Source organism: Microbacterium azadirachtae, from assembly GCF_000956545.1.
Taxonomy (GTDB): Bacteria; Actinomycetota; Actinomycetes; order Actinomycetales; family Microbacteriaceae; genus Microbacterium; species Microbacterium azadirachtae.
This window is the reverse complement of the sequence record NZ_JYIT01000075.1, coordinates 84,007-97,758: the sequence shown is the minus strand read 5'-3', so window position 1 is coordinate 97,758 and position 13,752 is coordinate 84,007. Positions and strand designations below refer to the sequence as shown.

General features: G+C 71.9%; 14 protein-coding genes. 10 read left to right on the top strand and 4 right to left on the bottom strand.

Features of this window, described 5'->3' with window-relative positions:
• The first annotated feature begins 166 nt into the window (after positions 1-166).
• Positions 167-1,252: a PqqD family peptide modification chaperone gene (locus tag RL72_RS19195; RefSeq protein WP_052674308.1), complete on the top strand. Its 1,086-nt coding sequence runs from the start codon at positions 167-169 to the stop codon at positions 1,250-1,252.
• A 28-nt stretch (positions 1,253-1,280) separates the two neighbouring features.
• Here RL72_RS19195 and RL72_RS19190 read toward each other — a convergent pair whose 3' ends face one another.
• Entirely contained in the window at positions 1,281-2,120 is an 840-nt protein-coding gene (locus tag RL72_RS19190; protein WP_052674307.1) for an AraC family transcriptional regulator, read from the bottom strand.
• A gap of 249 nt (positions 2,121-2,369) precedes the next feature.
• Here RL72_RS19190 and RL72_RS09535 point away from each other — a divergent pair, with 249 nt between their 5' ends.
• The gene (locus RL72_RS09535) at positions 2,370-3,155 is read left to right on the top strand and encodes a hypothetical protein (protein WP_045250586.1); all 786 of its coding nucleotides are present in this window, start codon (positions 2,370-2,372) and stop codon (positions 3,153-3,155) included.
• A 63-nt stretch (positions 3,156-3,218) separates the two neighbouring features.
• Here RL72_RS09535 and RL72_RS09530 read toward each other — a convergent pair whose 3' ends face one another.
• Together RL72_RS09530 and RL72_RS09525 are read right to left on the bottom strand one after the other, a co-directional pair.
• Complete coding sequence (locus RL72_RS09530) at positions 3,219-4,064, bottom strand: arsenate reductase/protein-tyrosine-phosphatase family protein (RefSeq protein WP_276553864.1); 846 nt, start codon at positions 4,062-4,064, stop codon at positions 3,219-3,221.
• A 41-nt stretch (positions 4,065-4,105) separates the two neighbouring features.
• On the bottom strand, positions 4,106-5,047 hold the full coding sequence (locus RL72_RS09525) for a Ppx/GppA phosphatase family protein (protein ID WP_045250585.1): 942 nt from the start codon (positions 5,045-5,047) through the stop codon (positions 4,106-4,108).
• Between the two features lie 160 nt (positions 5,048-5,207).
• Between RL72_RS09525 and coaA the strand changes: the two genes are divergently transcribed.
• From coaA to RL72_RS19185, 5 genes are all read left to right on the top strand, one after another.
• Entirely contained in the window at positions 5,208-6,173 is a 966-nt protein-coding gene (coaA, locus tag RL72_RS09520) for a type I pantothenate kinase (RefSeq protein ID WP_045250584.1), read from the top strand.
• 39 nt (positions 6,174-6,212) lie between these two features.
• Positions 6,213-7,247, top strand: coding sequence for a MauE/DoxX family redox-associated membrane protein (locus RL72_RS09515; protein ID WP_045250583.1), 1,035 nt, complete (start codon positions 6,213-6,215; stop codon positions 7,245-7,247).
• 121 nt (positions 7,248-7,368) lie between these two features.
• Complete coding sequence (locus RL72_RS09510; protein ID WP_045250582.1) at positions 7,369-8,214, top strand: AraC family transcriptional regulator; 846 nt, start codon at positions 7,369-7,371, stop codon at positions 8,212-8,214.
• A gap of 153 nt (positions 8,215-8,367) precedes the next feature.
• On the top strand, positions 8,368-8,958 hold the full coding sequence (locus tag RL72_RS09505) for a hypothetical protein (protein WP_045250581.1): 591 nt from the start codon (positions 8,368-8,370) through the stop codon (positions 8,956-8,958).
• Between the two features lie 146 nt (positions 8,959-9,104).
• Positions 9,105-10,004, top strand: a complete 900-nt coding sequence (locus tag RL72_RS19185) for an AraC family transcriptional regulator (protein ID WP_052674306.1) — start codon at positions 9,105-9,107, stop codon at positions 10,002-10,004.
• Here the strand turns inward: RL72_RS19185 and RL72_RS19840 are convergent.
• Positions 9,990-10,136, bottom strand: coding sequence for a hypothetical protein (locus RL72_RS19840; protein ID WP_156156763.1), 147 nt, complete (start codon positions 10,134-10,136; stop codon positions 9,990-9,992). The genes RL72_RS19185 and RL72_RS19840 overlap by 15 nt on opposite strands.
• A 147-nt stretch (positions 10,137-10,283) precedes the next feature.
• On the opposite strand from RL72_RS19840, the gene glmS reads away from it, so the two are divergent.
• The 3 genes from glmS to alr all read left to right on the top strand — a co-directional run bounded on the left by glmS (position 10,284) and on the right by alr (position 13,721).
• Positions 10,284-12,134: a glutamine--fructose-6-phosphate transaminase (isomerizing) gene (gene glmS / locus RL72_RS09495; protein ID WP_045250580.1), complete on the top strand. Its 1,851-nt coding sequence runs from the start codon at positions 10,284-10,286 to the stop codon at positions 12,132-12,134.
• A gap of 88 nt (positions 12,135-12,222) precedes the next feature.
• The gene (locus tag RL72_RS09490) at positions 12,223-12,615 is read left to right on the top strand and encodes a holo-ACP synthase (RefSeq protein ID WP_045250579.1); all 393 of its coding nucleotides are present in this window, start codon (positions 12,223-12,225) and stop codon (positions 12,613-12,615) included.
• A complete protein-coding gene (alr, locus tag RL72_RS09485) occupies positions 12,612-13,721 on the top strand; it encodes an alanine racemase (protein ID WP_045250578.1) in 1,110 nt (369 codons plus the stop codon). The genes RL72_RS09490 and alr overlap by 4 nt, the downstream gene beginning before the upstream one ends.
• Positions 13,722-13,752 lie beyond the last annotated feature (31 nt).

Sequence of the window (13,752 nt, the reverse complement as noted above, 5' to 3'; positions counted from 1 at the left end):
GTGCTTTGGGTTTGGTGTTGAACAAGGTTCCGCGTCGGGGTAGTGGTGCTGCGTATTACGGGTATCAGTACCACGGGGATTATTACCGCAGTGACGAGCAGGAGCTGCCGTCCGGCACCGTACACGGAGACGGCCCGCGCCGGCGAGGGGAGTCGGAGGCGGCGTGATGGCCTCCGAGGCGTCCGCACCGGAGGGGACCCGGTACGCTCCGCTCGATGTCAGCGCGCTCGGCGTGCGGATCCGCCTGACGTTCGCCGACGGCGTCCCCGGTGACGTCGTCGACGCGATCCGCGCCTCCTGGGCCGGAGCCCGGGTTCCGTACGACCCCGCGATCGAACCCGGCGCCGACGTGCCCGTCGCGGCCGGGCTGGAGGGCGACGCCCTCGCCGAATCGCTCACGGTGCAGGTCACGCTGGCCGCGCTGAACGCGCGCAGCGGCGAGCTGCTCATGTTCCACGCCTGCGGTGTGTCGGACCCGGAGGGCCGGGTCGCCGCGTTCGTCGGGCCTTCCGGGCGCGGCAAGACGACGCTCAGCCGCGCGCTGGGCGCCGTGCACGGGTACATCTCCGACGAGACGATCGCGGTCGACACCGCACGCACGGTGCTGCCGTACCGCAAACCCCTCTCGATGGTGCGGGAGGGGCGCCCCAAGGAGCAGGTCTCGCCGGACGCCGCCGGCCTGCAGCCGGTGCCGGACGCCCCGCTGGCGCTCACCGCCCTCGTGCTGATCACCCGCGACGCCGCGCAGCCGGAGCCGCGCATCGAGCAGGTGACGTTCCCCGATGCGATCGCCGAGCTGGCGCCGCAGATGAGCTATCTCGCCGAGCTGCCGACACCGCTGCAGACGGTCGCCGCCCTCTGCGATCGGATCGGCGGCGTCGTGCGCCTGACCTACCCCGACGCCGCCACCGTCGCGCCGATCGTCCCGCAGCTGCTCGACCACGCCCGCGTGCACGGCGAGTGGGAGCCCGCACTGGTCACGGAGGAGAACCCCGAGTTCGACCTTTCCGAGGTGACCGATGCGATCCGCTGCGGCGATCACGTCGTCGTGCTCGCCCAGCGCTGGGTGCACGTGCTCGACGGGATCGCGCCGGTCATCTGGGATGCCCTGCGCGCCGGCCGTTCGACGGCCGGCATCATCGACGACGTCGTCGCCGAGTTCGGCGCGCCGCAGCACGGGGATCCGCGAGAGCTGGTCGAGGCGGCACTGGCGGAGCTCATCCAGGCCGGGGTGGTGCGCCGACGCGTCTGACCGGCGGGATGCCCCCGGGCCGCACCCGTCAGCGGGAGGGCCGGATCCTCGTCGGCGACGGCAGGCCCTCGGCCCGCAGCGCGCGGCGCAGCTGCAGGCCGCTCGTGAACCCGGAGTGGGCGGCGATCTCCTCGATCGTGAGCACCTCGTAGTCGGGGTTGCGCAGCAGCGACTCGGCGAGCTCGACCCGCAGGCGCCGCAGCGCATCTCCCGGCGTGGTGCCCAGCTTCGCGAAGGCCCGCTGCAGGTGGCGGAGCGACACATGCAGCTCGCTGGCGAGCTCGGCGATCGTGAACTGCGGATCTTCCCGGTGCAGCAACATCGTGGAACGCGCGCGCTCCGCCAACGGCGCCTGCCCGCGCTCGGGGAGATCCCCGGCGAACACCTCGAGCAGGGCGCCGAAGACCATCTCCGCGAGCAGGCGCTCGATCGCGTACCGCGAGATGGACGTCGAGTCCTCGGTGTTGCGCGCGATCGCGAGCGTGAAGGCGCGGAACGCCTGCACCATCGGAGTGGGATGCAGCGTCAGCGGGCGCAGCGGGGCGTCGTGGATGAGCTCCCGGAGGGTCTCGAGCGGGACCCACACGGCGATCACCTCGCTGGAGCGGCTCCATTCGATGCTCTCGACGGCGTGAGGCGGCACGAACCGCGCGACCGGGAGCGGGGTACCGTCCGCGCCTTCACCGGTAGCGAACAGCACGGCGGCGTGGGGCTCGTCGGCCACTTCGCGCCAGGTCCAGTGCTGCTGTTGCGGCCGGTGCACCGTGACCAGGATCGAGCGGAACGCGCGCGCGCTGACGAGGCCGGAATGGTGCGAGCTGAGACCGAGGTGAGTCTCCAGCAAGCGCGTGGTCGAAAGGGATGACACGGGGGTGGGAGGTCCTTTCGGACGTGGACAGCCGACATAGTACCGCCCCCTGCAGACCAGTATGACGGGTCTTGACAGCGGCGACGAAACCGAGCCGCGGGTGTCGGGGAGGGCCGGCATCGGCAGGCACCGGCCAAGGGGCGAAGAACCTTGCGTCGCGCCGTCACTTTTCGAGGGCGGGCCACTCCTTTCTGTCCAGAGGCGGTGGCACCCCGGCCGCCGCAGATCGGGGAGAAGAGGATGGACAGAATGGAAGAACTCGACGTCGAGCGCGGCCGGTCGAGAGAGCTGACGCGACGAACGGTCGTCAAGAGCGCGGCGTGGTCGGTTCCCGTCCTGGCGGCAGTGGCGGCGACGCCGATGTCCGCCGCGTCGGCGGCGTGCACGAAGCACCTCAGCACGGAGACGGCGGCCTATGTGCGCGCCGGGGCCACGGCGTCGCAGTTCACCTGGACCGATCCCTTCGGCGATGGGAAGGATCTCACCCTGACGCTCAGCGCCGTGCACACGGGTGTCGCGCAGATGGCCATCAACACGGCGAACAACCTCGTTCAGGACGTCGACATGCACGGCGGCGAGGCGAAGCCGAGCGTGCACCTGGCCCTCGACACCCTCGGTCTCGTCAACAACGGCGGCGGCGAGACGGTGACCTTCACGTTCGCGCTGGGCGGCGCCGCCACGACCGTGCAGAACCTGGCCTACACGATCAAGGACATCGACGGGTTCATGGCGCTCGACGGCAACGGCGGCGCCGAGCGTGTCTCGGTGTCGGCCGGCACGGGCAGCTACAATCCCACGTGGCTGCAGGGGAGCGGGATCCCGTCCAACCGCTGGCGCCTGTCGACCAGCGCGCCGAACGTCGAGGTCGATGCCGCCAGCAGCGCGGGCAACGTCAACGTCACCGCGGCATCGGTCAGCGCGTTCTCGCTCGACTTCATCGTGAACAACTCGGGGCGCGCGGCGAACGACCGACCGCCGCAGAACATCTGGGTCGGGCCGTTCACGTTCGACGTGTCGGGCATCTGCATGCCGTAGCCGTTCAGGGGGTCGGCCTGCACGTCCGCGAGAACGGGCGGCAGGCCGATTCCGCCTGCGGTGTCAGAGGGCCGCGCGGATCACGCGCTCGACCTCGACGAGTGCCGGGGTGAGCTGCGCGGCGGACTCCTCGTAGACCGCCGTCGAGCGCCGGTAGGGGTCGATCACGTCCTCGCCCTTCGGTGCCGATCCGCCTCGACGGCCGGCGACGGCCTCGACGACCGCCACCAGGCGCTCGCGGGGGTCGTCGCCCGCCGCGTCGGCGATGACACGCAGCTGCGTGTCGTCGAGATCCTGCGCGAGTCGCGCGAACTCCCGCACGGGAAAGACGCGGTGCAGCCGGCGCGGCAGCAGCTGCACGGCGTAGTCGCGCTGCTCCGTGGTCATGGTGAGGACGAGGTCGGCGTCGTCGAGCAGCGGCTCGGTGAGGAGCCGGGCCCGGTGGGCGTCGGCGACGGCAGGATCCACGCCGCGGTCGCGGGCGAGCTGCTGCGCGGGCTCGGTCATCGCATGGCCGACGAGCGCGTGGGTGCCGGCGCTGTGCACGCGGACGTCGAGGTCGGCGAGGTGCGCGCGGAGCAGCGACTCGGCGAGCGGCGAACGGCAGATGTTGCCCGTGCACACCGTCAGCACCGTGGGCTGGGCCGAGACGGCCCGCACGGTGTCGGCGAACATGCCGGCGAGGGAGCCGAAGGAGGCACCGCCGGGAGGCCGGTCCGGCGTCTGCGGGTCCGAGGGGCGGGGTGCGTCCTGCGGTGCCGCCGCCGCATCCGGCTCCTGCCGCTCGTCGAGATGCGCCCCTGACGCCTCGGCGACGGCCGCGGCCTCGCGGCGCTGTCGCAGCTCTCGTCGGGTGAGCGGCATCGGCGACTCGCCGCGCGGTGACCCCAGATCCCTCGCGTCGTTCATGACACCAGGGTAGGGGATGCGGGCGCGGGAGAGCCGCTGTCTCAGCGGTCGTCGTCGTGCGCCCGGTCCTCGATGTAGCGCAGGAGCACGCCTTCGCGCAGAGCCCACGGCGACACCTCGAGCTCGTCCACCTTCATCGCCGTCATCGCGGCGTGCAGCACCACCGCGGCCGCCACGATCTGGAACGTGCGGTCGGGCGTGATCCCGGGCAGCTCCTGCCGCGCCGACGCGGGCAGGCGGGCGAGCCGGGGGATCCAGGATCCGAGTGACGCACGGGGCAGCAGCATCCGCTCGGATCCCGACCAGCCCGGCGCCGGGTAGCCCACGAGACGGGCGAGCGAGCGGATCGCCTTGGAGGAGCCGACCACGTGATCGGGGCGGGGGAGCGCGGAGAGCCGTTCCGCGACCGGTGCGAGCACGTCGGCGGCGTGTGCACGCAGCCTCTCGACCGCTTCCTCGCCGGGCGGGTCGTCGGGCAGGAACATCACCGTCGAGCGGCCGGCTCCCAGCGGCACCGAGGCGGCGACGTCGGGAAGCTCCTCCGAGCCCGCCGCCACCTCCAGCGATCCGCCGCCGATGTCGAACAGCAGGATCTGCCCGGCCGCCCAGCCGAACCAGCGCCGGACGGCGAGGAACGTGAGCCGGGCCTCGGTCTCTCCGTCGAGCACCTGCAGGGGCTGGCCCAGCGCGGCCTCGACCCGGGCGATCACGTCGGCGCCGTTCGCCGCCTCGCGCACCGCGCTGGTCGCCGTGGCGAGGAGGGCGTCGACCTTCTCGTGCTCGGCGAGGGCGCGCGCCTGGGCGACGGCCGAGAGCAGCGCCTGCACCCCCTCCTCGCTGATGGCGCCGGACGGGGTGAGGAACCGCATTAGCCGCAGCACCGTGCGGTCGCTCGTGGTCGCGAGCGGTCGTCCGCCGGGATGCACGTCGGCCGCGAGCAGATGGACGGTGTTGGATCCGATGTCGAGCACTCCGAGACGCACGGGGGAAGACTACTCGGCGGAGGTGACGTGCACGCGAGCGTCTCATCTCCGCTCGCTGGTCGCCGTTGCGGCTTCGAGCGCGGGAGAACCGCAAACGGCGACCAGCGAAGGGGCGTCCGGCACGGCAGCGGCACCGGACGGCGGTCGGCGCGCCGATACGATGGAGCGCGTGAGCTCCGATCCCCTCGCGCCGCAGACGCTGCCGTCGCTGTCTCCGTATCGCCGCATCGACCGCGCCGACTGGGCGCGCCTCGCCGCCGATCTCGACCAGCCGCTCAGCGAGACCGAGGTCGTGGAGATCCGCGGCATCGGCGACCGCCTCGACCTCACCGAGGTCAAAGAGGTCTACCTGCCGCTGAGCCGGCTGCTGAGCCTGTACGCGACGTCGACCAAGCGCCTCGGCGAGGCCACGAACCAGTTCCTCGGCGAGGCCGACGACACGACCCCGTTCGTCGTGGGCGTGGCCGGATCCGTCGCGGTCGGAAAGTCGACGATCGCGCGCCTGCTGCGGGAACTGATGAGCCGCTGGCCCGGCACCCCCCGTGTCGAGCTCGTCACGACCGACGGGTTCCTCTACCCGAACGCCGAGCTCGAGCGCCGCGGCATCATGGATCGCAAGGGCTTCCCGGAGTCCTATGACCGGCGGGCCCTGATCGAGTTCCTCACGAAGGTCAAGAGCGGTGCGGACGAGGTGCGTGCGCCGTTCTACTCGCACATCCGCTACGATATCGTGCCCGACGCCCATGTGGTCGTGCGCCGCCCCGACGTCGTGATCGTGGAGGGGCTGAACGTGCTGCAGCCGCCGCCGGCGCCCAACGATGTGGCGGTGAGCGACCTCTTCGACTTCTCGATCTACGTCGACGCGGAACTCGACCACATCGCGCAGTGGTACGTGGACCGGTTCCTCGCGCTCCGGCAGGGCGCGTTCACCAATCCGTCGTCCTACTTCAACGTGTTCGCGCACCTCACCGACGAGGAGGCGGTCACCACGGCGATGGGCTACTGGAACGAGATCAACATGCCCAACCTCATCGAGAACGTGATGCCGACCAGGCACCGGGCGACGCTGGTGCTGAACAAGGGCGCCTCGCACGCGGTCGAATCGGTGCTCCTGCGCAAGCTCTGACCGGACCCCGGCCGCTCCCGCTCCTGGGATACTGGCCGGATGGGGACTGCTCTGATCGAGTTTCTGCTGCCGGCGGCGGCGCTGACATCCACGCTCATCCTGGTGGGCGTGCTGGTCGTGAGCGGGGTCGCGAAACTGCGCACGCCCGACGACGCCGAGGGGTGGGAGGCGCTGGGGCTTCCCGCCGCACTGCGCAAGGACTGGCTGATCCGGCTGCACCCCGTCGCCGAGCTCGTGCTCGCGGCCGCCCTGTTGCTGCTCGGGGGTCTGCTGGGCGTCGCCGCGGCCGTCGTCGCGGTGCTGCTGTTCGCCGCCTATTTGGTCATGGTGTGGCGCGCGCGGCGGAAGACGCCCGACGCCTCGTGCGCCTGCTTCGGCGAACGGCAGCCGATCACCGGCCGCACGCTCGTGCGCAACGGCTGGCTGACGCTGCTGGCCGTGATCTCCGCACTCACGATCGGCGCCCTTCCTCTGTTCGGGGGTACGGTCGTGCTCGCGATCGCGTTCTGGCCGTGGACGCTCGCGCTCGCGGCGGTCGCCGTCACCTTCGTCCTGGTGCAGGAGAAGGCGGGGGAGTCCGCACCCGCAGCGCACGTCGCGGGCGGATCCGGTGCGGGTCCGGCCGATGACGCAGAGCTCGAGGACTACCTGCGCGCCCGGATTCCCGCGGTTCCGGTGACGCTCGCGGACGGGAGCACCGTGACGCTGCGTCAGCTCGCCGAGACGAAGCCCGTGCTGCTGCTCGCCGTCTCGGAGACCTGCGGATCCTGCACGCCCGTGATCGAGAGGATCGACGCGTACCGGGCGCTGCTGCCCGAGGTGTCGGTGCGCTTCCTGCTGCAGAGCGCGCCCGAGGACAGCCGCCTCGCCTCAGCCGAGGAACCGCAGACCGTGCACGATCCGCTGCGCTATGTCGGGCCATCGCTCGCGGACCACTGGTTCACGCCGACCGCCGTGCTCCTCGGCGCCGACGGAATGCTCGCCGGCGGTCCGGTGACGGGCGCCTCGGCGATCGCGGAGTTCGTCGACGACGTCTACGAGAGCCTGCACGGGGAGCGGCCGCCCGCGCGCTGACGCACGCGGTGCTGAACGAACGCCGGGAGACGGCGTCCGTGATACCAGTATTCTGGATCCGCCCGGACGAGTCGGAGCGATGGGGAAATCGCACTCCCGGGTGGACATGGGGATGTCTGGGATGGGGAAGAGTATCGATTCCCGTGCTGCTCTGGGGCGGCTGGGGACGGAGCAAGAGCACCCGCTCGCACTGCTCCGCTGCGCCGGCGCGCTGATCAGCCGGCATCGCGTGGATCCCGCGCGGCCGTGGCGCTGGGAGGCGCAGGAGCGGCGCGGCGACGAGCTGCTCGTGCTGTGCTTCGCCGACGTACCGCTGCGCGTGCGCGTCGGGGAGGACCGGGGGATGGTCGTCCCCGCCGGATCCGTCTGCCTGCTGCATCCGGATCAGGCCGTCGAGATGATCGCGGCACGGCCCGGATCCGTCACCTGTGCGTGGGTGCGTCACGACGCCGTGGCCGAAGCCGCCGGCGCCGCCGCCGGCTCGGGGCAGGTGCTGCCCGACGGCGCGATCGCCCGGAGTCTGCACGCGTTCCTGCTGGGCATGCTCGCGGACGCATCCGGCGTCGACGAGGGCCCGCTCGCCGAGAGGCTGATCGTGGGCGCCATCCGCGGAGTGCTCGCCGATGTCGACCCGGGGGAGCGCCGAGCGCGCGCGATCGACCGTGCCCGGGAGATCGTGCGGTCGCGGCGCACGGATCCGGCGTTCGGCGTGGACTCCCTCGCGCAGGCGCTGCACCTCTCGCGCCGCCAGCTCCAGCGTCTGTTCGCCCGCGAGGGCACCACGCCCCTGGCGGAGCTGCGGGGTCAGCGCGTCGACCACGCGCGCCGGCTCATCGACGCCGGCGCCGAGGGGCTGGACGAGGTCGCCGAGCGCGCCGGCTTCCGTGACGTCGCCGGGATGCGTCGTGCGTTCCTCAGTCAGGGACTGCCGACGCCGCGGCGCCTGCAGGCGCGCACCGCGATCTGACCCGCGCGCGACACGATCGCGCCCTCCTTCGTGAATTTCGCGACACCCTGACGGCTCCTTCGCGCCGTCCTTCGGCAGAGTCGGGATCTTGCGCGCCGGGCAGGGGGAGCCCGGCGCGGAGAGCGACAGCGACCGATGTCCGGGGAGGCATGCATGTCCGGGAACAGCAACAACAGCACTGCGCAGGCGGGGGAGCAGCGTGGTCTCTCCCGCCGCACCGTGGTGCGCGGGGCGGCGTGGAGCCTGCCGGTGATCGCGATGGCCGTGGCGGCGCCGCTGGCGAGCGCCTCCACCACCGGCGTTCCGGGCGGCGGCGCGAGCACGCCGGGGACCGGGGGCCGGACGCCGCTCGTCCCGTCGTATCAGGCGGGGTCGTTCTGCAAGCATCCCGGGAACCCGAAGTACTACCACGGCACGTTCTCGTTCGAGAACACGACGGCGGCGCCCCTCACGATCGTGCTCGGGAGCTTCCTCGTCAACGGACAGGCAAGGGAGGCGAAGTTCTCGGCGGGCGGCCGGCTGACATCCTCGTACACGGTGCCCCCGAAGAAGAAGGTCGCCCTCTACGTCGACGCGGGGCTCTTCACCGACTCCGCCAACGGCACGGCGACGCTCTCGTTCGCCTACTCCGATGCCGGCGTCGCGCGCACCGGCTCGGTGACGGCGCCCCTGGGAAAGCTGCCGCCGTGCGCGGGCGACGTGAAGGGCACTCCGGCGCACGCCCACTCCGGACCGGTCATTTAGCCGATCCCGAGGTTCCCCTGCCCCCCCAGTGCGGCGTGTCGCGAAACCGATGGTTCGCATGACGTGTTTTGGCGCGTACAATGACGCTCACGCGGGCGCTTGCGACTGGGGAGTCGCACCCGCGAGACCTACGGGGAGGTCGCGATATGGGGATCGCAATCGACGTCGGCGCGGTGATGCGCCAGCTCGGATCGGGGCGCCAGAATCCGCTCGTGGCGCGACGCTACCGAGGCGTCTTGGCCACTCAGCACGCACTCGAGAAGGGGGCGGAGTGGCATTGGGCGGCCCAGGCCGGCGAGAGCGACGCCATCGCCGGGATCCTCATCGCGACCGGCCCGCTCCGGGTCCTCGGGGGCGAGGGTGTGACGGTGGAGGCGCCGGCGGCAACGCTGTGCTTTCTGCACCCGCACCGCACTGTCACCGTGACCGCCGTCGCAGCCGGGAGCGTCATGTGCGTGTGGGTGCCCTGGGGCGCGCTGGCCGAGATCGAGTCCGGTGTGCGTGCGCCGAGTGAGGTGATTCCGCCGAGCACGCTCGGCCGTGGCCTGCATGCGTTCCTGAGCTCGTTGCTGACCCAGCATTCGGATCCGACGGTGTACACCGACTACCTCGTGGAGCGGCTGATCGCCGAGATGGTGTTCAGCGTGCTCGTGGAAGCGGCGCCGCGGGGGATCGTCGAGGGACGCAAGGCGTCCGGCATCGATCGGGCCCGCTCGCTCATGCTCGTCCGCCGTGGTGAGCGCGACTTCGATGTCACGGGCCTTGCCCGTGACATGCATCTGTCGGTGCGTCAGCTGCAGCGGATGTTCGCCGCCGAGGGCAGCTCGCCGGCGGATGAGCTCCGCCGAGCGCGCGTCGAGCTGGCGCGTGACCTCATGAGCGACACGGACTATGCGCCGCTCGGCCTCGCGGAGATCGCCGAGCACGCGGGCTTCGCAGACGCGGCCGGGATGCGCCGCGCGTTCGCTCTGTCCGGGCTGCCGTCACCTCGTGTCGTGCGCCGGACCGCGCGCCCGGGAGGCGCCTCGGCTCTAGCGATGCAGTAACGCGAAGGTCGCAATCCCGGTGACGATGACGCCGAACGCGATCATCGCCCATACGGGTGCGCCGGAGATCTCCTTGAGCAGCCAGGGCGTGCGGTATTCGCGGTCGACGCTACGACGATTCCTGCGGCTCATGCGTGCGGCCCCAAACCGTCGACGCAGAGCACCTTCTCGGTCCCCATTGCGTCAGGGTAGGCCCGCGAACTTCGGTGCGAGCTGGGACAGGGCCGGCGTCTGATTTCGTTCGGAACCTGCGCAAAACTCCCGCCGTACCCTGAAACCATGTGTGGAATCGTCGGATACGTGGGGCCGCGCCCCAGCCAGGACATCCTGCTCGCCGGGCTCGCCCGCCTGGAGTACCGAGGGTACGACTCGGCCGGCATCGCGGTCATCGATGACAACGGATCCCTCGGGATGCGCAAGAAGGCCGGCAAGCTGCAGGTGCTGCGGGACTCCCTGGAGGACGCCGCGCTGCCGGACGGCACGACCGGCATCGGGCACACCCGCTGGGCCACGCACGGCGGGCCCACCGACGCGAACGCGCACCCGCACCTCGCGGACGACGACCGGCTCGCGCTGATCCACAACGGCATCATCGAGAACTTCGCCCTGCTCAAGGCGGAGCTCGAGGCCGACGGCGTCGACTTCCGCAGCGAGACCGACACCGAGGTGGCGGCCGCGCTCATCGGGCGCGAGTACCGTCGCACCGGCGACCTGCAGGAGGCGTTCCGCGCCGTCGTCAACCGCCTCGAGGGCGCCTTCACCCTGCTGGCGGTGCACAAGGACGAGCCGGGTCTGGTCGTGGCCGCCCGCCGCAACTCGCCTCTGGTCATCGGCCTGGGCGAGGGGGAGAACTTCCTCGGATCCGATGTCGCCGCGTTCGTCGACCACACGCGCCGTGCGCTCGCGATCGGTCAGGACGAGATCGTCGCGATCACTCCCGCCGCGGTGACCGTGACCGACTTCGCCGGCAACCCGGTCACGCCCGAGCCGTTCGACGTGTCCTGGGATGCGGCGTCCGCCGAGAAGGGCGGCTGGCCGAGCTTCATGGCCAAGGAGGTCGCCGAGGAGCCCGACGCCGTCGCCAACACCATCCGCGGCCGGGTGCAGGACGGCGCGGTCGTCATCCCCGAGCTCGACGGATCCGACGAGCTGTTCCGTGGCATCGACCGCATCATCATCACCGCGTGCGGCACCGCGTCGTACGCGGGCATGGTCGGCAAGTACGCGCTCGAGCAGTGGGCGCGCGTGCCCGTGGACGTCGAGCTCGCGCACGAGTTCCGCTACCGGGATCCGGTGATCGGCGAGAACACGCTCGTCGTCTCGATCAGCCAGTCCGGCGAGACCATGGACACGCTCATGGCGGTCAAGTACGCCCGCGAGCGCGGAGCGCGCACCCTGTCGATCTGCAACACGCAGGGCGCGACCATCCCGCGCGAGTCGGATGCGGTCGTCTACACCCACGCCGGCCCCGAAGTCGCGGTGGCTTCGACCAAGGCGTTCGTCGCGCAGATCACGGCGCTGCTGCTGCTCGGCCTGCACGCGGGACGCGTGCGCGGGACGGTCTCGGCCGCCGACGCCGCCGCCGCGGTCGCGGACCTGGAGGCGCTGCCCGCGAAGATCGCGAAGGTTCTCGCCGACGAGCAGGCGCACGTCACGCAGCTCGCGGGCTGGATGGCGGACACCCGCTCGGTGCTCTTCCTCGGCCGCCACGTCGGCTACCCGATCGCGCTCGAGGGCGCGCTCAAGCTCAAGGAGATCTCCTACATCCACGCCGAGGGCTTCGCCGCGGGCGAGCTGAAGCACGGCCCGATCGCGCTGATCGAGCCCGGTCAGCCCGTGTTCGTGCTCCTGCCGTCGCCGCGCCACTCCGCGCTGCTGCACGCGAAGGTCGTGTCGAACATCCAGGAGATCCGCGCCCGAGGCGCCCGCGTGATCGTCATCGCCGAGGAGGGCGACGCGGCCGTGCTGCCGTTCGCCGACGAGGTCATCCGGATCCCGCTCGCCGGGGCCCTGTTCGAGCCGATCCTCGCGGTGGTGCCGCTGCAGATCTTCGCGATGGCGCTCGCCACGGCGAAGGGTCTCGACGTCGACCAGCCGCGCAACCTCGCCAAGTCCGTCACCGTGGAGTGACCCGGGGCGCACCCGGCAGGTCCACGCGCATCGAGGTGGCCACCGAGCGGGATCCGGACGCGCGGATCCCGCCCGGTAGTCTGAATCGGTGATCATCGGCACCGGCATCGACCTCGTGGACATCCCGCGGTTCGAGCGGACCGTCGCCCGCACGCCCCGGCTGATGCAGCGGCTGTTCGCCCCGTCGGAGCAGACGCTCCGACTGGCGTCCTTGGCTGCGCGGTACGCCGCCAAGGAGGCGCTCATCAAGGCCCTCGGCGGATCCGACGGAGTGCACTGGACCGAGATCGAGATCGCCTCGGAACCCTCCGGCCGGCCCTACTTCCTGCTGAGCGGCAGCACCGCTGAGGCGGTCGCGGAGCGCGGCATCACCACGCTGCACCTCTCGCTCACCCACGACGCGGGTCTGGCCGCCGCGTACGTCGTGGCCGAGGGGGCCGCAGCCACGACGGCGGGGGTCGTCGCGGAGGAGCGCGCATGACCGCGCCGTTCCGCGAGGCGACGATCGACCTCGATGCGATCAGCGACAACACCCGGCACCTGCGCCGGCTCACCGGCGTCGAGGTGATCGGCATCGTGAAGGCGAACGCATACGGGCACGGCGCCGCGGCGGCCGCGGTCGCCGCGCTCGCCGGCGGAGCGACCCGGCTCGGGGTCGCCACGGTGGAGGAAGGGCTGCAGCTGCGGCGCGACGGCGTGAACGCCCCGGTCCTGGCCTGGCTGCACGCGCCGGGGCGCCGGTTCGACGACGCCGCCGAGGCCGGCATCGAGCTGGGCGTCTCGTCGTTCGAGCAGCTGATCGCCGCCTCCGAGGCAGGACGCGGCGCGGATCCGGTCCGCGTGCACCTGAAGTTCGAGACGGGGCTGAGCCGCAACGGCATCGCCCCGGCCGATCGCGGCCGGCTGCTCGCGGAGGCGGCGCGCCTGGAGCGCATCGGGCGGATCCGCATCGTCGGCCTGTTCAGCCACGTCTCCAACACCTCGCCCGAGGACGACCGCGCAGCCCTCGCGGCCTTCGACGCCGCGTGCGCCGAGGCCGAGGCGAACGGGGTCCGCCCGGAGCTTCGTCATCTCGCCGCCACCGCTGCGGCGATCGATCTGCCGGAGACCCGCCTCGACGCGGTGCGCATCGGCATCGGCCTGTACGGCGTCAGCCCCTTCGACGACCGCTCGCCGAGCGATCTCGGCCTGCGTCCCGCGATGACCCTGCGCGCGGCGGTGGCCGCCGTGCGGCGGGTGCCGGCGGGCACCGGCGTCTCCTACGGCTACACGCACCGCACGGCGGCGGAGACGACGCTCGCGCTGGTGCCGCTGGGCTACGCGGACGGCGTGCCGCGCCAGGCGTCGGGGCGCGGACCGGTGCAGATCGGAGGCCGGCGCTACTCGGTCGCCGGGCGCATCGCGATGGATCAGTTCCTCGTCGACGTGGGCGATGACCCGGTCGCGGTCGGCGACGAGGTCGTGCTGTTCGGCGACCCGACGCTCGGGGTGCCCTCGGCCAGGGACTGGGCCGACGCGGCCGACACCATCGACTACGAGATCGTGACGCGGATCGGGCCGCGCGTGCCGCGCCGGAGCGTCTCGTGACCGCCCTGGACGAGCTGGCCGGACGGCACGA

Bases quoted from the DNA above. Each gene is read 5' to 3' on its own strand.
- RL72_RS19195 (WP_052674308.1), top strand. From the start codon at position 167: ATGGCCTCCGAGGCGTCCGCACCGGAGGGGACCCGGTACGCTCCGCTC.
- RL72_RS09535 (WP_045250586.1), top strand. From the start codon at position 2,370: ATGGAAGAACTCGACGTCGAGCGCGGCCGGTCGAGAGAGCTGACGCGA.
- RL72_RS09530 (WP_276553864.1), bottom strand. From the start codon at position 4,064: ATGAACGACGCGAGGGATCTGGGGTCACCGCGCGGCGAGTCGCCGATG.
- coaA (WP_045250584.1), top strand. From the start codon at position 5,208: ATGGAGCGCGTGAGCTCCGATCCCCTCGCGCCGCAGACGCTGCCGTCG.
- RL72_RS09515 (WP_045250583.1), top strand. From the start codon at position 6,213: ATGGGGACTGCTCTGATCGAGTTTCTGCTGCCGGCGGCGGCGCTGACA.
- RL72_RS09510 (WP_045250582.1), top strand. From the start codon at position 7,369: ATGGGGAAGAGTATCGATTCCCGTGCTGCTCTGGGGCGGCTGGGGACG.
- RL72_RS09505 (WP_045250581.1), top strand. From the start codon at position 8,368: ATGTCCGGGAACAGCAACAACAGCACTGCGCAGGCGGGGGAGCAGCGT.
- RL72_RS19185 (WP_052674306.1), top strand. From the start codon at position 9,105: ATGGGGATCGCAATCGACGTCGGCGCGGTGATGCGCCAGCTCGGATCG.
- RL72_RS19840 (WP_156156763.1), bottom strand. From the start codon at position 10,136: ATGAGCCGCAGGAATCGTCGTAGCGTCGACCGCGAATACCGCACGCCC.
- glmS (WP_045250580.1), top strand. From the start codon at position 10,284: ATGTGTGGAATCGTCGGATACGTGGGGCCGCGCCCCAGCCAGGACATC.
- alr (WP_045250578.1), top strand. From the start codon at position 12,612: ATGACCGCGCCGTTCCGCGAGGCGACGATCGACCTCGATGCGATCAGC.